The organism is Chitinophaga sp. 22620, assembly GCF_052044405.1.
Lineage (GTDB): Bacteria > Bacteroidota > Bacteroidia > Chitinophagales > Chitinophagaceae > Chitinophaga.
Genome location: NZ_JBQEMV010000003.1, coordinates 90,761 through 108,113, shown reverse-complemented (window position 1 = coordinate 108,113; position 17,353 = coordinate 90,761). Strand labels below are relative to the sequence as shown.

The following is a 17,353-nucleotide window of genomic DNA, read 5'->3' as shown; positions in this document are numbered from 1 at the left end:
CCGGCGGAGAACATAGCATAAAAATTATTAGTTTCGGGGATGCGTACGATAATTCTGCTCCTGGTCTCCAATGTATTTATGACCTTCGCCTGGTATGGGCATTTGAAGAATACGAACGTGCCCCTCTGGAAAGTAGTGCTGGTAAGCTGGGGCATCGCCTTTTTTGAATATTGTTTTATGGTGCCGGCTAACCGTTTGGGTTACCTGGAGGGGTTCAACGGCTTCCAGCTGAAGATGATCCAGGAAGTGATCACGCTCACGGTATTCTGCGTGTTCGCGGTATTGTTCCTGAAAGAGCCCCTGCGATGGAATTACCTGATCTCTTTTTCGCTCCTGCTGGGCGCGGTTTATTTTATGTTCAAAAAATGAAAAGACTGGTCCTTTTTTCCCTGCTGGCCTTTACGGCAGCCTATGCCGCTGCGCAGAACACCGATAACAAGCTGGCCACGCCTTTCGACAGGTATGTGGACTCCCTTGCCCGTGATGCATATAAGCGCAAAGACTACACCGGCGTGATGATCGGCCTGGTGGCCCCGGGCGTTACAAAAACCTATGCATACGGCGAAACCGTGCGCGGAAATAACACGCTGCCCGATGCGAACACCGTGTATGAGATCGGCTCCATCACCAAAACTTTCACGGGCCTTTTATTGGCGTTGCAGGTGCAACGTGGAAAAATAAAAGCGGATGATCCCGTGAATAAATATCTCCCTGACTCCGTGAAGATACCGGCTTTTGAAGGCGTTCCCATCACCATGGTTTCCCTCAGCAACCATACTTCCGGCCTGCCGCGGTTTGACCCGGTAGCGGAAGACCCGCAGTTCGACAGCAAAGCTCCTTACGCCAATTTTACCGTGAACAAGCTCTTCAGTTTTCTCCGCAGCTATCAACCATCCCGCAAGCCCGGCGCGAAGTACGACTATACCAATATCGGCGCGGGCCTGCTGGGTACGCTTCTTGCGCGGTATGCCAACACTACCTTCGCGCAATTGCTGCAAAGGGAGATTTTCCTGCCGCTGCAGCTCCGCGATACAAAGCTGGACCTCACGCCCTCGATGAAAAGCAGGCTGGCGCAGGGTTACTCCTCCGACGGCAAGCCTGCGGATACCTGGGAATTCAAAGCCCTCGCAGGCTGCGGCGGCATCAAATCCACGATGAACGACATGATCCGTTACGCAAAAGCCAACATGAGCACCGCGCCCACTATGCTCGAAAAAGCCATGCAGCTAAGCCACCGGCCGACTTACAGTGGGAAAGACAACACAGTGGGCATGGGCTGGCATGTGATAGCAGGAAAACACCGCACCATCGTCTGGCACAACGGGCAAACCGGCGGTTATTATTCCATGATGTACCTGGAACCGGCGACGGGAAAAGCGGTGATCGTATTGTCTAACACCTCCAAACCCAACACCATAGGCGATCTCCTGGTACAGAAGTGGTGAATTTAATTTCACATTAAGATAACATCCTGCATTCTGCCGGGCACAGATCACTGAAAACACCTGTAAATCCACCAGCGGTAGATACTTGCCGGGATAAATCACTATTTTTGACAACTTGATAAAATTGGTAACTATTTCCATGTTTAAGATACGATCCGCAATCGGGTTGGCAGTTGCTGTGCTGGCGGGCCTTTCAGGCCTCCGTGCACAAACCGCGCCCGTGATGAATGCCGCAGATATCCAGGTTCAGCTCAGGAAGCTCAATACCCTTGGCAGCGTGCTCTATGTAGCCGCTCACCCGGACGATGAGAACACGCGCCTGCTGGCTTACCTTGCCCGCGAAAGCCGCTACCGCACCGGTTATCTTTCCCTCACGCGGGGAGACGGCGGCCAGAACCTGATCGGCAACGAACAGGCCGAGCTGCTGGGGCTTATCCGCACGCAGGAATTGCTGGCGGCCCGCAGGATAGACGGCGCGGAGCAGTTCTTCACCCGCGCCAACGATTTCGGTTTTTCAAAAAATCCGGAAGAGACCTTCACCATCTGGGACCGTAAAAAGATATTGGGTGATGTGGTTTGGGTGATCCGCAAATTCCAGCCTGACGTGATCATCTGCCGCTTCCCGGCAGACAGCCGGGCGGGGCACGGCCATCACACCGCATCCGCCATATTGGCCGCAGAAGCGTTCACCGCCGCGGCAGACCCCACACAATACCCTGAACAGCTTACCAGTGTTAAACCCTGGCAGGCAAAACGCCTGTTGTGGAATAACTATAATTTCGGCGGGAACAACAATACCTCCGAAGACCAGTTCAAGCTGGACGCCGGTTCCTTTAACCCACTGCTTGGCCGCGGGTATGGCGAAATAGCCGCTGAAAGCCGCTCCCAGCATAAGAGTCAGGGTTTCGGCGTACCTTCTTCCCGCGGCACCGCCATCGAATATTTCAGCACCATCAAAGGCTCCGAACCGAAAAAGGACCTGATGGAGGGCGTGCAAACCTCCTGGGAGCGCGTGCCCGGCGGCGCGGCCATCGGAGAGCAAACTGCGGCGGCCGCGAAGGATTATGACATGAATAACCCTTCCGCAAGCGTACCAACGTTGCTGGCTATACGATCTTCTATCATGGCATTGCCTGAGGGATACTGGAAAACGGTGAAGCTGAAAGAGACCGAACAGCTTATCCTGGCCTGCGCCGGCATCTGGGCGGAAGCTTTTTCCACTTCGGCTGAAGTAGTGCCCGGCAGCCCCATGGGCTGCAACCTGCAGGTGATCAACCGCAGCAATACACCCGTGCGTCTGCAGAAAGTAGCGGTCAACGGCGTGGAAGACGCGTCCGTTACAAAAGACCTCATGAACAACGCCTTCCTGTCAGTGGAAAAAGAGGTGACCGTGCCCGCGCAAACGCCTGTTTCGCAGCCTTACTGGCTGCAGGACCCGCATCCGCAGGGCATGTACAGCATCCGCAACGAAGCGCTCATTGGCAACCCCGAAAATATTCCATCACTGACGGCTACTTTCTACCTCGATTTCGGTACGGATAAAGGCGTGCAGACCATCGCCGTTACCCGTCCCTTTATCTACAAATTCACCGATCCGGTAAAAGGAGAGGTGTTCCGACCGCTGGTGATCGCGCCGCCGGTAGTGGCCCAGCTGGACAACCAGGTGTATATCTACACCCAGGCCGCCCCCCAAACCGTACCGGTGAAGATCAGGGCCATGAAAGAAAAAACGAGCGGCACCGTAAAACTTCAGCTGCCGGCGGGTTTCAAGGCAGACCAGGCTTCCATTCCTTTCAACCTCAACCGTAAAGGGGACGAAACCGAAGTGAACTTTACCGTGACCCCGCTGAAAGTTAACGGACAGAACATTACCGACACTATGACCGTTGTGCTGGACGTTAACGGTACAGCCTATACGAACAGTATCACCACCATCGAATACGACCACATTCCAGCCATCAATATATTCCCGCAGGCCAGCGCAAGGCTGGTGACCGTGAACCTGAAATACAACGGCCGCAGGCTGGGCTACATTCCCGGCGCGGGCGATAAAGTGGCAGAATCGCTGCGGCAGGTGGGTTACAACGTAACGCTGCTTTCAGAAAAGGACATTATGAACGGCAGCCTGAAAGATTACGACGCCATCATTACCGGCGTGCGGGCTTACAATACGCAGGACCGGCTCCGTTACTGGCAGCCGCGCCTGATGGAATACGTGAAGAACGGCGGCACGCTGGTGGTGCAGTACAACACCAACGGCGGCCTGGTAACAGACCAGCTGGGGCCGTATCCCTTCAAGCTGTCCCGGAACAGGGTGACGAACGAGAACGCGCCGGTGAAGTTCCTTCGCCCGCAGGACAAACTGTTTACCTACCCCAACGCCATTTCGGAAAAAGATTTCGATGGCTGGGTGCAGGAGCGGGGCCTTTATTTTCCTTCGGACCTGAGCGGCGAATACCAGCAGCCCTTTGCCATGAACGATCCCGGCGAAAAGCCCATGGACGGTTCCACCATCGTGGCCGCATACGGGCAGGGAAGGTACATCTATACCGGCCTGTCGTTCTTCCGCCAGCTGCCCGCGGGTGTGCCGGGGGCTTACAGGTTATTTGTAAACATGTTATCTAAATAACGGACCATGAGAAACGAAAGAGTGACGATATCAGCAGCTTTGTGCATCATCATCGGCCTGGCGATCGGGTTCCTGATCAAAAGGGTGCACATCGGTTTAATGATCGGCCTGGCGCTGGGCCTGCTGGGCGGAGGTTTATTATCAAAAAGAGGTAAATAATGCAGGAAACACCTGAAGAAAAGCCGCCGTTATTCTCCAGCTGGACCGCATGGTACTGGCTGGTGGCCGGGGTATTGGCCGCATTGATCGTCTTTTTCTACCTGTTCACTAAAAACTATTCATGAGCTTTTTAGACTGGATAGTTCTATCCTGCACCCTGATCTTCATTATCGTTTACGGCGTCTGGAAAAGCCGCGGGCAGAAAGACCTGGACAGCTATTTCCTCGGCAACCGTTCCATGCCCTGGTATATCATCCTGCTGTCTATCGTAGGCACGCAGGCCAGCGCCATCACTTTCCTGAGCGCGCCGGGGCAGGCGTATACAGACGGGATGCGTTTCGTGCAATACTACTTCGGCCTGCCGCTGGCCATGATCGTGATCTGCATCTTTTTCGTGCCCATCTTTCACCGGCTGAAAGTGATCACCGCATACGAATACCTGGAGCAGCGCTTCGACCTGAAAACACGTGCGCTCACCAGTTTCCTGTTCCTGCTGCAGCGCGCGCTCAGCACGGGTATCAGCATCTATGCGCCCAGCATCATCCTTTCCTCGCTGCTGGGCTGGAATATCTATTACACCAACCTTTTCATGGGCGGACTGCTCATTATCTATACGATGTACGGCGGCACCAAAGCCGTGTCGTACACGCAAAGCCTGCAGCTGCTGATCATTTTCTCCGGCATGTTCTTCGCCGGCTGGATGGTGATGCACCTGCTGCCGAACGACATCGGTTTTTCCGAAGCCCTGCACGTGTCCGGCAAAATGGGCAAGCTGAATGTGATCGTGACGGATTTTGACTGGAACGACCGCTACAATATCTGGAGCGGGGTGATCGGCGGGTTCTTCCTCGCACTGTCTTATTTCGGTACGGACCAAAGCCAGGTAGGCCGCTACCTTACTGCCAAAACGCTTACGGAAAGCCGCATGGGCCTGCTGATGAACGGGTTGGTGAAAGTGCCCATGCAGTTCCTCATCATGCTGATAGGCGCGCTGGTGTTCGTATTCTACCTGTATTTCCGCGCGCCGATCAACTTCAACCAGGGTTTGCTGAACAAAGTGCACAACTCCGAATATGCCCCTGAAATGCAGGTGCTGGAGCAACGCTACGATTCCCTTTCCACGCAGAAGGCGGGTTATGTGAAAACCCTTGCCGCCGCGCTGAAAACGGAGAATGAAAGCGAGATCGAACAATTAAAATCTTCGCTGAAGGCCACGGAAACAGCGGGAGACACCGTTCGCGCGCAGGCGGGCAGGCTGATCAAAAAAGCGGACCCTTTGGCCGAAGTGAACGATACCAATTACATATTCCTGCACTTCGTGGTGAACAACCTGCCGAAAGGCATGGTGGGCCTGCTCATCGCCATCATATTCCTCGCTTCCTGGGGCAGCATTGCGGCTGCGCTCAATTCGCTCGCCAGCACCACGATGGTGGACATTTACCAGCGCATGATCCGCCCGGATGGCACAGACGCTCAGAACCTGCGCGCCTCCAAGGCCTGGACGCTTTTCTGGGGTGTCTTCAGCCTGGCCGTGGCGCAGTTTGCCTCCGGCCTCGGCAGCCTTATTGAAGCGGTGAACATTCTCGGCTCATTGTTCTACGGCACCATCCTCGGCATTTTTGTAACGGCGTTTTCCATGAAGTTCGTGAAAGGCCATGCTATTTTCTGGGGCGCCCTGCTGGCGGAAGCTTGTATCATCTTCATTTACCTCGGCGATTACGTGTCTTTCCTATGGCTGAACCCGATAGGCTGCGCATTGGTCATGTTTTTTGCAGGACTATGGCAATTCTTTGAGAACCTCACAACGCCGGGGAATAATATCCGGCAGACTATAAAATAACCGCATCATTTTGTATATTTTGGGATTCAACAAGATATAGCAATATGATCGCGTTACTCACTTCCATCATCCTGGTTATACCCGCAGGTGTTGCTCTCGCGCAGCAGCCACCGGCCGTGATAGAAAAAATGCATCCGGCCCTGGATGCAGTAGTGGATGTGAAAGCGGAGATTACAGTGATTGCAGACGGCTTCCAGTGGGTGGAAGGGCCGGTATGGATCGAAAAAGAAAAAATGCTCCTGTTCTCGGATGTGATGCAGAACAGCGTTTATAAATGGACGGCGCAAAAAGGCGCTGTATTATACCTGAAACCCTCCGGCTACACACAACCCGCGCCGCGCGGCGAGGAGCTGGGTTCAAACGGCCTGGCACTGAACGCGCAGGGGCAGCTGGTGCTTTGCCAGCATGGCGACCGCCGCGTGGCGGTGATGAACGCAGCGACAGCCGGTCCTCAGCCACAGTATACCACGCTGGCCGGCAGCTATAACGGCAAAAAATTCAACAGTCCCAACGACCTCGCCATCAAAAGCAATGGAGATATCTATTTTACAGACCCGCCGTACGGGCTGGAGAAAGGCCCGCAGGACCCGGCCAGGGAGCTGTTTTACCAGGGCGTGTACCGTATCGCCAAAAACGGGGCGGTTACTTTACTCACCGACAGTCTTACCCGGCCCAACGGCATCGCCTTTTTTCCCGGTGAAAAAAGTCTCCTCATCGCCAATTCAGACCCGCAGCAACCGCATTGGTACATCTATGACCTCAATGAACAGGGAGATCTCATCAACGGACGAATTTTCTTTAACGGTACGGCGATCTTTCAGAAAGAACCCCGCAGTCCCGACGGTGTAAAGATCAACCGCAAAGGGATCGTATTTGCGCCCGGTCCCGGAGGGGTCTGGATCATCAATAAAGAAGGTAAAGCGCTGGGCAGGATCAGGACGAACATCATTACTTCCAATTGCGCTTTTACAGCGGACCAGAAAACGTTATTCATCACGGCCGATCATTGCGTGCTGAAAGTAGCCTTAAAATAAAAATATCATGCCGGTATACGAACAGATCACCAGACATAAGATCATCGCCATCCTGAGGGGCGCGCCTCCGGCTGATGTTGTGCAGATCGCGACCGCCCTGTACGAAGGCGGCATCCGGCTGCTGGAGATCACCATGAATTCAGAAAAGCCTTTGCAGGCGATAGAAGAGGTAGCCGCAAAGCTGGGCGATACGGTGATCATAGGAGCCGGAACCGTGCTGGACGCGGCAACGGCGGCGGATGCCGTAAGCGCGGGCGCGCGGTTTATCCTTTCACCCATTGTGAAAGAACCAGTGATCGCCGCCACAAAAAAACTGGGCGTGGTCAGTATTCCCGGGGCGTATACCGCCACGGAGATCTATACGGCTTACGAAGCCGGCGCCGATATCGTCAAAGTATTTCCGGCTACTTCGCCTTCTTACATAAAGGATATGTCGGGGCCGTTGCCCCATATCCCGTTATTGCCGACGGGAGGCATTACCCTGGACAATATCCGCGACTATCTCAATACGGGCGCCGTTGGATTCGGTGTTGGCAGCTCGCTGGTGAATATCAAACAAAAAATAACTGGGGCGGGCATCGACCATTTACGGGAGCTCGCCCGCCAATTTGTACAGGCCGTTCACGCATAAAAAAAGGATAATGAAGATCAAGAGCTATGAACTTTTCCAGGTACCGCCACGCTGGCTTTTTTTGAAGATCGAAACAGATGAAGGGATCACGGGCTGGGGAGAACCGGTGATAGAAGGCAGGGCCGCCACAGTAAAGACAGCGGTGGACGAGCTGATGGAATACCTCGTAGGAAAAGACCCGCTGCCCATCGAAGACCACTGGAACGTGATGTACCGCGCCGGCTTTTACCGCGGCGGCCCCATACTCATGAGCGCCCTGGCGGGTATTGACCAGGCGCTGTGGGATATTAAAGGGAAATACTACAATGCGCCCGTGCACCAGCTGCTGGGCGGCAAGGCCCGTCATTCCATGAAAGTATACTCCTGGATCGGCGGCGACCGGCCCGCTGATGTAGGCGCGGCCGCGCGGCAGATGGCCGACCAGGGTTTCCTGGCGGTGAAAATGAACGCAACGGAAGAGCTGCAGTACATAGACAGCTACGATAAAATAGACCAGGCAGTGGCCCGCATTGCCGCCGTACGCGAGGCTACCGGCCCGGCGTTCGGTATCGGAATCGATTTTCACGGGCGGGTGCACAAGCCCATGGCCAAGCTGCTGGCTAAGGAGCTGGAGCCTTTCCGGCCCATGTTCATCGAAGAACCGGTGCTTCCGGAAAACAACGAAGCCCTCCGGGAGATCGCCAACCATGTGGCTATTCCCATTGCAACCGGCGAGCGGATGTTTTCCAAATGGCAGTTCAAAGACCTGCTTACCGCCGGCGTTGCCGATATCATCCAGCCGGATGTTTCGCATGCCGGGGGTATTACGGAATGTAAAAAGATATTTTCCATGGCGGAGGCCTTTGATGTGGCCGCCGCGCCGCATTGCCCGCTGGGCCCCATTGCGCTGGCCGCCTGCCTGCAGGTGGACGCTACCTGCCACAACGCATTCATACAGGAGCAAAGCCTGGGCATCCATTATAACCAGGGCAGCGACCTGCTGGATTATCTCACAGACAAGACCGTTTTTGAATACAAAGCAGGATATGTGAACATCCCTGATAAACCAGGGCTCGGCATTGAAATTAACGAGGCGCATGTGCGTAAGATGGCCGCCGTTGGCCATAACTGGAAGAACCCGGTATGGCGCCATACCGATGGAAGCATCGCAGAATGGTAAAACAAAGGAACATGCACACCTCCACGACTGATACAAAACCCACCAGGATCCGTTACCAGGTACTTTTTCTCCTGTTTATAAACGTGGTCATCAATTACATGGACCGCAGCAATCTCGCGGTTGCTGCTACAGACATCAGCAAAGAGTTCCAGTTCACTCCCGTGCAGATGGGGCTGATCTTTTCGGCCTTCAGCTGGACATACCTGCTTTTCCAGATACCCAGCGGTATCCTGGTGAAACGCTTCGCTCCGCGAATGCTCTACACCATCAGCCTGGTAAGCTGGTCGCTGGCTACCGTATTGCAGGGTTTTGCCAAAGGCTTCGTTTCCCTCTTCGGGCTGCGGATGGCCACCGGTGCACTGGAAGCGCCGGCATTTCCCATCAACAACCGCGTGGTGAGCAGCTGGTTTCCCAATCAGGAAAGGGCTTCAGCCATCGCCGTGTATACTTCCGGGCAATTCCTCGGCCTGGCTTTTTTAATGCCGGTGCTGTCGAAGATCCAGTTCCAGGCAGGGTGGAAAGGTTTATTTGTGATAACCGGGCTCATCGGTGTGCTGTGGGGGCTGGTGTGGTATTTCTTTTACCGCGATCCGCTCCGGCATAAAAAGGTGAACAGGGCAGAGCTGGCGCATATTGAAAACGGGGGAGGACTGATAGACAACCAGCCGGAAAACGGCCGCCGCAGCGCATTTCAGTGGGCCGATCTCAGGGAGGTATTATCTCACCGGAAACTTTGGGGCATATACCTGGGCCAGTTTGCGGTAAACGGCGCGCTCTGGTTTTTCCTCACCTGGTTCCCCAAATACCTGGTGGATTACCGCGGGCTGGATTTTATCCAATCCGGCTACTGGGCTTCTTTACCTTACCTGGCGGCCTTTGCGGGCGTGCTTTGTTCCGGTTTCCTGTCAGACTACCTGGTGCGCAAAGGAGTGCCTGCCGCGCGGGCGCGTAAAACGCCCATCATTGCCGGCCTCCTGCTTTCAGTCAGTATTATCGGGGCCAATTATGTGCATACGCCGGGGCTGATCATCCTGTTCATGTCCCTTTCATTTTTTGGCGTAGGGTTCGCCTCCATCACCTGGATCTTCGTATCCACGCTGGCGCCCAAACACCTGATCGACGTAACGGGAGGGGTCTTTAATTTTATCGGCCAGCTGGCGGGCATCGTGGTACCTATCGCGATCGGGTTCCTGGCCAGCGGCGGCAATTTTGCCCCGGCTCTTATTTTTATCGCTGTGCTGGGCGGTTTGGGCGCCTGCTCTTATCTTTTCCTCGTTGGGAATGTGGAGCGGGTAACGCCAAAAGAGCCGGCATCAGTTCATTAACATCAAAAACCATGGATACTTTTTTAAGCTGCGACTGGGGAACCAGCAATTTCAGGCTGCGGTGGGTGCGTAACGAAAACCTGCAGGCGCTGGCTACGGTGCAGAACGACCAGGGTATTTCGCAGGTCGCAAAGTTGTGGCAGCAGCAGGGCAATATAGGCCGCCAGGCCTATTACACGCGCTTCCTGGAAAAGCAGATCCGTGAAATGGAATACCAGCTGGGCAAGGCGCTCGATGGTGTACCGGTCGTACTGTCCGGCATGGCTTCATCGTCTATCGGGCTGCTGGAGCTACCTTACAAAAGACTTCCCTTCTCTACGGACGGGGCCGACCTTCTGGCCAGGGCATTCCCAAACGATAAAAACCCGTTGCTGATCATTTCCGGCGCCTGTACGGGCGATGATGTGATGCGTGGCGAAGAAACCAAGATCGTAGGCGCTGCGGCTTCTTTGCCGGTGGAAGGGCAGGAACAGTTCCTGCTATTGCCCGGCACGCACTCCAAGCATGTGTGGATCCGCAACGGGCAGGTCGTGTCTTTCCAGACGTTTATGACCGGGGAGTTCTTTGCGCTGCTGTCCGGCAGCAGCATCCTGGCCGGCTCCGTAGCCGGAGGCGGGGGGCTGGAAGAACCCGCCAACCGGGAAAGTTTTATGAGCGCAGTGCGGCGCAGCCGGGAGATCCCCTTGCTGCAGCATAGCTTCAAGGTACGCACCAACCAGCTGCTGAAGGGCTTGCCGCGGGAACGGAACTTTTATTACCTCAGCGGCCTGCTGATCGGTGAAGAGCTGAGCGCCCTGAAACCGGGCGTTGCCGTGCACCTGCTGGGCGGGGCGCTGCATACGCCGCTGTATGCGCTGGCTTGTGAAGCCCTGGAGATCAGCATCGCATCCATGCAGGACGCGGATGAAGCTTTGATAAAAGGGCAGCAGGTTATTTTATCCGCCCAGCGGCGGATCTCAGCCTTTTAATTCCCATACTGCCTGTTATAAAAAAAGCGGCTGCCTCACATGAAGCAGCCGCTTTTATCTGATATCGTTTTCAGCTTACAGGGAAGCGATCAGCTTCTCGTTCAGCGCCACGTAATCGGCATTGTTGGCTTCTTTGGCCATGGCGATGGATCTTTCGGCGGTAGCTTTCGCTGCGGCCTTGTCGCCGGACTTAGCCTGGATCTTGGCTTTCCAGTGGTAAACCCAGAAAGCTTTGGCGTTCTCGGGCTGCTCGGTGGCCTTGGTGATATAATCCAGCGCGGTTTTCATATCGCGGTTGGTTTCGTAGTAGTACACGGCAGCGGAGAAGTAAGGCTTCTTGTCGGTTTTCATGGCCGCGTCGATGGAGGCCATTACCTTGCCGTCGATGTCTGCGGTGATCTCCACGGGCACCAGGGTTTTATCCCAGGTGATCATCATGGTCATAGCGCTCGGGCGAACATTCTCGAACAGGATCATGAACGATTCGATGGGGAAGGGCAGTTCCTGTGCTTCGGTCTTGAAGCGGGCTACATCTTCCTCCGGTTTGTAACCGTCGATGCCCCAGTTCTTCAGGCCTTTGTTCAGCACAATTTCCCAGCCTTCATGGGAGGGGATGCCGTACATTACGTATTCGCCGGCGGGAACAGGCGTGCCGTTCAGCTTCACGTCCTCACCAAATTTGATCCTGGTGGCGGCGTTGGCGCCCATGCGCCAGAGTTTGCCATAAGGCACCAGGTCGCCCATGATCACGCGGCCTTTGGCCAGCGGGCGGCTGTAGGTTACTTCAACAGAAGACAGGGCAAAGTCCTGCTTAATGGTCTGGGTGGGGCTTGGAGCCGGCATCTTGATGCCTTGCGCCTGCGCAGCGGCGGCCGTCATAACACAAAGTGCCACGCCGGAAAGAAACGCGGATAGTTGCTTCATAATTTGCATATTATTGGTGGTAATAAAAAAAATTGCACTGCAATTTATGCCGGTTTTGCGGAAGAAAAACAGGTAGTGGTCATTAAATCATGGTGAAACGTCGAAAATCCAGGCTGACTATTCGATGAGGCCGTTGCGGAATGCATAAAGCACGAGCCCGACGGTGTTCTTCACATTCAGTTTTTCCAGCAGCTTCTGACGCAGGCCCTCCACGGTACGGGAGCTGAGGTAGATCTGGTCCGCTATTTCCTGGGTGGTGTATTCGTTGCAGATGAGCTTCAGCACTTCCAGCTCGCGGTCGCTGAGCTGCACTTCGTTCTTGAAGGTGGGCTTGAATTGTTGCTTGTTCTTATGCAGCACTTTTTTGAGCAGGGCCAGGTTCACGTTCTCGTTGAAATAAAAGCCCTTGTCGAAGGTGGTGCAGATCGCTTCGTATATTTCTTCCGGCTCGCTGTTCTTGAGCAGGTAGGCATTGGCGCCGTTTTCCACGAGATGGACAATGAAGTTGTCGTCTTCATACATGGTGAGGATGATCACCTTTACCTGGGGATATTTTTCTTTTACTTTGATTGTGGCCTGGATGCCGTCCATTTTGGGCATTTTCAGGTCCATGAGGATCACGTCCGGCTGCTGGTCCTGCATGATCTGCAACAGGTGCTCGCCGTCTTCCGCTTCGAATACCACGTTGATATTGTCATACGGGGTCAAGGTATTGATCACCCCGCTGCGGAAAATCTTATGGTCGTCTGCAATCGCAACTTTGATGGGCGGCAGCATAATAATGGTTATTTAATGGCTTTAAACAAGAGGCTGATAGTTCTCCACCGTGATCTCGGCCACTGTACCGACGGGAGAATTCTTTACAAAGGTGATATTTCCCCCGATAATATTCAAACGGCTTTCGATATTTTTTAGACCGAGGTGCCCGGTCTTCTTCCTAGACTCCTCGAACTTATCGATCAGTTTGCCGTTGCCGTCGTCTTCCACTTTAATGATCAGGGTGGAGGGGGTGCTCTGGTAAGTGATCAGCACATTGCGGGCTTCGGCGTGCTTGAGGATGTTGTTCATGAGCTCCTGTACCACGCGGTACACGTTCAGCGCCTTCTCTCGGTCCACGTTATAGGTGGTGCCGTCTGTCCGGAAGGAGATGAGGATCTCGCGGTTCTTGTTCATCAGGCTGGAAAAGGAATCCAGCGCATGGCTGAGCCCGAGGTTTTCCAGGGTGGTGGGGTGCAGGCTTTGGGAGATGAACCGGAGTTGCTGGATAATGGTATCTGCAAATTCCTTGGTTTCCTTCAGCTTTTCTTTTTCCCCGTTGCCGGCCAGCTGCTGAAGGTGGTTCAGCGAGAGCTTGAGAACGGACAGCTGGGCGCCCACTTCATCGTGCAGGTCTTCAGCGATCCTCTTGCGTTCTATTTCCTGGCCCTGGAGCACGGCCACGAGGCGTTCTTTCTGCAATTGCAGGTCTTTATCTTTCAGGATGAGCTTGTACTGCACCACCTGCTTTTGCTGCAAAACGACCATGATCACCACGAAAATGCCCAGGCTGAGCATCACAATCGTGCCGATCAATATTAACTGCAGGGTGTTCATGCCTTTGCTTTTTTAATCTTTTGGAGCCCAATATAAAAAAGAAAGACCTGAATTATGCCTGCAATCCATGTTAAGGCGGCTGTAATGCGGTACATGCTTACCAATACCTCCTGCGGGCCGGCCTGCTGGATCATGTTAAAAGAGAGGTCTAACATGAAGGTACAGCACATTTCCACAAATAGTCCGGCGTTGAACCAGAAGACGGGAAGAGAGTAAATAAAAATAGACCGCTCGATGAGGTTTTCGTCCCGCATAAGCTGGAGAAAAAAGAGGATCGCATACACGATCAGTATGAAGGTACGAATAGAGATAAATATGGAATTGAATTTCAACGGCCCTTCCAGCACGGTGATATCAGCAAGGAATATAACTGAGCACGCCACGAGGAGTATCCGTATGGCTTTGTGGACCTTTTCGCTTTTCAGGACTTTTAAATAGAAGAAGGACAAAATGTAGAACTTGACCAACATCATACAGGAAATGAAAGCCATGTTGTTGCCGTAAAGCCGCGCCAACACTTCACATCCTATACCGTAGAACACGGCGGAGATCAGGTAGATGTATATAAGGCGTTGTTCTTTATTGAACAGTTTGGAGCTTATTGCAAAGGGGATCAAAAGCAGGGCTTCGATCCCCAACATGCAATACCAAAAAATGTGATGAAGCAGCACTTAGTAGTCTTTATCCTAGTTATCTGAATTCAATGGATTGGCCTTGGGGCAATCGTAAGGGCAGTAAGTCTCAGTTCCCAGGATATCCTTAGCCGGCTCACCGTCTTTTTCCAGGTTTTTCTGCGCTGAAGGGATAATGTCGTTGCCTTCGGCGTCTGTAGCCACAATCAGGAATTTTTTGTCGCGCTTGCCATCTCCGTCTATATCCAGTCCATAATAGATGCGGATGCCGGTAGCGGTAGGTTTGTCCGCCAGCAGTTCCTGTATCTTGTCGATACCGAAGAAGCCGGACAGTAAGGGATCTTTGTGTTTTTTACGGTCTACCTGGTCTATGCGGTAGGCCTGCGTTTGTTTCGCGCCTTTCAGCAGGGAGAGAAATACCCCTGCGTTTTTGGAGAACTTTGACATGTGTTGCTTTTTTTAAGAGTTAGTTAGAAAATGTCGCCGGTAAAATTATCACAAAATCCCACTTTTCAAAGCCTGGGCAGGGCTTCCGCCCAGCGCAGGTTTACCGTTTGAAACCCAATCATAATCGCGTCCACTGCGGATTCCGGATGGTATATACCCATTCGTGGGGATGGTCTTTTGCGGGTTTCTCCGCATAAAATGCGTAGAAATACGCATTCCCATTTCCAGGGATTGAACGCTTGACCCGTACCCCGTTCTTTTTAACCTTTGTAACAGTGAACATTGAGGACGTAAGGAGGGTTATAGACCGGTGTTAATTCCAAATTTTTTACACGCACTCGGGCCTTTCTACCATCGTTTGTTTTCGTTAGTATGCAGAGGGCAGGCCGGTTGCCCTGAAACCGGTAAATGAAGAAAAGACCGTGACCCCATTTTTGTAGAACTAAAAGTTGATCGCTTATGAGTTACCTGTTAATTGGAAACATCTCTGCGCTGATCTGTGAAGAGTGTATTGAACCCCTTGCCAACGCCCGCATCCGGATCTATCTTCCGGGCACGCCTTACGAGGCGGACGAGCTGGCGGCCGGCATTTTTAAAGATTTAAGGCAGCTGTCTGAAAGGGATGTGCAGGCCAAGGAGGAACGCCTGTTGGCCGAATCCCGGCTGGACGAACGCGGTAATTTCAGCATTGGCTGGGAAGACCTTCACCTGTTCACCGAACCGCTGGAAATGGATATCTGCCTGAACAGTGTTCCCGGCAGGGATCAAGGCCAACAGGATTGGATCCAGTACCACCTGAGCTCATTCGTGCCACACTGGAAGCGCTCGCGCGACAAGTACCTGGCAGCTTTTGCTTACGTGGTGCCGTCTGAACAATGGTCAGCTATCCGCCGCGAGTTCGGCGCCTGGGCCGTTGCCGGCACTGTGAGGCATTTCGAAACGCATGAGGCGCTGAAAGGAGTGAGGGTGGAAGTATACAATGCGCATACACAAAAGCCCCTGGCCATCGCCTTTACCAGCGAAAACGGGCGGTATAAATTATATTTCAACCGCATCAGCGGCAGGCAGGGGCCGGATGTATACTTCAAGGTATATGGCAGCCACGGCCTCATCTGGAGCGAGAACCCGGATAATGCCCTGCAGCCGGAAAGGCAGCAGATCGCCCATTGCACAAAAATAAATCTCGCCGTGGTGCCCTCCGCCGGGGAAAAAAGAACGGCCAGGCTCACCGGGTGGATCAGTGATTTTATCAGTAGCAAAAGCACAAAAAGCAACTATAAAGACCGGTATGTAATGTACTAGTCCTCCAATGTTGGAAAAGCCCCAATTCTACGAACAGCTGCCCAATCCTCAGCCAAGCCTCCCACGGGCAGCTGTTTTTTTCTTTCCTTCCGCCAGAGGCCGGAGGTTCTTCAAAATCGTTTTATTGGAAGTATGTCCCTGAAGGCCGGGTTATTCCGGCCTGCTTCTGTTTTAGAAACCGGGATGGAATTGCTGCAGCATATCCCGCAGGTATTCGCGGTTCAGGTGGGTATAGATCTCGGTGGTGGTAATGCTTTCGTGCCCCAGCATTTCCTGCACCGCCACCAGGTCGGCCCCGCCTTCCACCAGGTGGGTGGCGAAGGAGTGCCGGAAGGTATGCGGTGAAATGGTCTTGTTGATCTGCGCTTTGCCCGCCAGCTCCTTGATCATCAGGAAGATCATGACCCGGCTGAGCGCCGCGCCGCGCCGGTTGAGGAAGAGGATATCCTCATGCCCCTTTTTTACAGCCATATGCCGGCGGGTGCCTTCATAATACAATTCAATATGTTTGATGGCGGAGCTGCCGATGGGGATCAGTCTTTCCTTATTGCCCTTGCCGATCACGCGGATGAAACCTTCGTCGAAATAAAGATGCGAGATCTGGAGATTGACGGCTTCGCTCACGCGCAGGCCACAGCTGTACATGGTTTCGAGGATGGCTTTGTTGCGGTGGCCTTCCGGCTTGCTGAGGTCTACCTGGCTGATGAGCAGCTCTATTTCCTGGAAGCTGAGGAAATCCGGCAGCTTGCGGCGCACTTTGGGCGCTTCCAGCAGCTGGGTGGGGTCCGCCTTGATCATGTCCTGCAGCAGCAGGAAACGGAAAAAGGTCTTGATCCCGGAAATGATCCTGCTTTGCGAAGTGGCGGTCATGCCCAGCGTGGCGATCCACTGCACGAAGCCCTGAAGCTCCGCCAGTGTTACTTCTTCAGGCGCCAGGGGCTTGTTTTCCATGACGAGGTAACGGGTAAGCGCCAGTACGTCCCGCTCGTATGCCTCAATGGTATTGGCAGACAGGGAGCGTTCCAGCTTCAGGTGTATCTTGAATCCTTTGATCGCTGCATCCCACATGGGCACAATATAATATCTTCCCGGTAAACCGGCGGGATCATCATGCATTAAACAAAAACAACATTGAGCGATCCGCCAATACCCGCGGCCATAGCGTATTCCATACACACCGTTTATCTCGTATTATATAATATTTATATCATTTGACTTCTTTTTGGACAAAAAGGCTGTTAAACTGGTCATGTTTGAATATATTT

18 protein-coding genes are annotated in these 17,353 nt (G+C 53.5%); 12 read left to right on the top strand and 6 right to left on the bottom strand.

What is annotated here, in order from left to right:
* Nucleotides 1–39 precede the first annotated feature (39 nt).
* From ACTJIK_RS15805 to ACTJIK_RS15755, 11 genes are all read left to right on the top strand, one after another.
* The gene (locus tag ACTJIK_RS15805; RefSeq protein WP_440647760.1) at nucleotides 40–369 is read left to right on the top strand and encodes a DMT family protein; all 330 of its coding nucleotides are present in this window, start codon (nucleotides 40–42) and stop codon (nucleotides 367–369) included.
* Nucleotides 366–1,445: a serine hydrolase domain-containing protein gene (locus ACTJIK_RS15800; RefSeq protein WP_440647758.1), complete on the top strand. Its 1,080-nt coding sequence runs from the start codon at nucleotides 366–368 to the stop codon at nucleotides 1,443–1,445. Before ACTJIK_RS15805 ends, ACTJIK_RS15800 begins: the two co-directional genes overlap by 4 nt.
* A 139-nt stretch (nucleotides 1,446–1,584) precedes the next feature.
* Complete coding sequence (locus tag ACTJIK_RS15795) at nucleotides 1,585–4,074, top strand: PIG-L family deacetylase (protein ID WP_440647756.1); 2,490 nt, start codon at nucleotides 1,585–1,587, stop codon at nucleotides 4,072–4,074.
* 6 nt (nucleotides 4,075–4,080) lie between these two features.
* Complete coding sequence (locus ACTJIK_RS15790; protein WP_440647754.1) at nucleotides 4,081–4,233, top strand: hypothetical protein; 153 nt, start codon at nucleotides 4,081–4,083, stop codon at nucleotides 4,231–4,233.
* Complete coding sequence (locus ACTJIK_RS15785) at nucleotides 4,233–4,358, top strand: hypothetical protein (protein WP_440647752.1); 126 nt, start codon at nucleotides 4,233–4,235, stop codon at nucleotides 4,356–4,358. Before ACTJIK_RS15790 ends, ACTJIK_RS15785 begins: the two co-directional genes overlap by 1 nt.
* Nucleotides 4,355–6,073 (top strand): sodium:solute symporter, encoded by a 1,719-nt coding sequence (locus ACTJIK_RS15780; protein WP_440647750.1) that lies wholly within the window; start codon nucleotides 4,355–4,357, stop codon nucleotides 6,071–6,073. Before ACTJIK_RS15785 ends, ACTJIK_RS15780 begins: the two co-directional genes overlap by 4 nt.
* A 44-nt stretch (nucleotides 6,074–6,117) precedes the next feature.
* Entirely contained in the window at nucleotides 6,118–7,107 is a 990-nt protein-coding gene (locus ACTJIK_RS15775) for an SMP-30/gluconolactonase/LRE family protein (protein ID WP_440647748.1), read from the top strand.
* 7 nt (nucleotides 7,108–7,114) lie between these two features.
* A complete protein-coding gene (locus ACTJIK_RS15770; RefSeq protein WP_440647746.1) occupies nucleotides 7,115–7,738 on the top strand; it encodes a bifunctional 4-hydroxy-2-oxoglutarate aldolase/2-dehydro-3-deoxy-phosphogluconate aldolase in 624 nt (207 codons plus the stop codon).
* A gap of 10 nt (nucleotides 7,739–7,748) precedes the next feature.
* Nucleotides 7,749–8,897 carry a galactonate dehydratase gene (gene dgoD, locus ACTJIK_RS15765; RefSeq protein WP_440647744.1) on the top strand — a complete coding sequence of 383 codons (1,149 nt, stop codon included), beginning with the start codon at nucleotides 7,749–7,751 and terminating at the stop codon, nucleotides 8,895–8,897.
* Between the two features lie 11 nt (nucleotides 8,898–8,908).
* Nucleotides 8,909–10,222, top strand: a complete 1,314-nt coding sequence (locus tag ACTJIK_RS15760) for an MFS transporter (RefSeq protein ID WP_440647742.1) — start codon at nucleotides 8,909–8,911, stop codon at nucleotides 10,220–10,222.
* Nucleotides 10,223–10,233: 11 nt separating this feature from the next.
* The gene (locus ACTJIK_RS15755) at nucleotides 10,234–11,190 is read left to right on the top strand and encodes a 2-dehydro-3-deoxygalactonokinase (protein WP_440647740.1); all 957 of its coding nucleotides are present in this window, start codon (nucleotides 10,234–10,236) and stop codon (nucleotides 11,188–11,190) included.
* A gap of 75 nt (nucleotides 11,191–11,265) precedes the next feature.
* Here ACTJIK_RS15755 and ACTJIK_RS15750 read toward each other — a convergent pair whose 3' ends face one another.
* From ACTJIK_RS15750 to ACTJIK_RS15730, 5 genes are all read right to left on the bottom strand, one after another.
* Entirely contained in the window at nucleotides 11,266–12,114 is an 849-nt protein-coding gene (locus ACTJIK_RS15750) for a DUF2911 domain-containing protein (RefSeq protein ID WP_440647738.1), read from the bottom strand.
* A gap of 117 nt (nucleotides 12,115–12,231) precedes the next feature.
* On the bottom strand, nucleotides 12,232–12,891 hold the full coding sequence (locus ACTJIK_RS15745; protein WP_346320798.1) for a response regulator transcription factor: 660 nt from the start codon (nucleotides 12,889–12,891) through the stop codon (nucleotides 12,232–12,234).
* Nucleotides 12,892–12,912: 21 nt separating this feature from the next.
* Nucleotides 12,913–13,707: a sensor histidine kinase gene (locus ACTJIK_RS15740; RefSeq protein WP_440647736.1), complete on the bottom strand. Its 795-nt coding sequence runs from the start codon at nucleotides 13,705–13,707 to the stop codon at nucleotides 12,913–12,915.
* A complete protein-coding gene (locus ACTJIK_RS15735) occupies nucleotides 13,704–14,348 on the bottom strand; it encodes a hypothetical protein (RefSeq protein WP_440647734.1) in 645 nt (214 codons plus the stop codon). Before ACTJIK_RS15735 ends, ACTJIK_RS15740 begins: the two co-directional genes overlap by 4 nt.
* 45 nt (nucleotides 14,349–14,393) lie before the next feature.
* The gene (locus ACTJIK_RS15730; protein WP_440647732.1) at nucleotides 14,394–14,786 is read right to left on the bottom strand and encodes a hypothetical protein; all 393 of its coding nucleotides are present in this window, start codon (nucleotides 14,784–14,786) and stop codon (nucleotides 14,394–14,396) included.
* Between the two features lie 459 nt (nucleotides 14,787–15,245).
* Between ACTJIK_RS15730 and ACTJIK_RS15725 the strand changes: the two genes are divergently transcribed.
* A complete protein-coding gene (locus ACTJIK_RS15725; protein ID WP_440647730.1) occupies nucleotides 15,246–16,088 on the top strand; it encodes a hypothetical protein in 843 nt (280 codons plus the stop codon).
* Nucleotides 16,089–16,259: 171 nt separating this feature from the next.
* Here ACTJIK_RS15725 and xerD read toward each other — a convergent pair whose 3' ends face one another.
* Entirely contained in the window at nucleotides 16,260–17,156 is an 897-nt protein-coding gene (gene xerD, locus ACTJIK_RS15720) for a site-specific tyrosine recombinase XerD (protein ID WP_440647728.1), read from the bottom strand.
* Nucleotides 17,157–17,353: the final 197 nt, after the last annotated feature.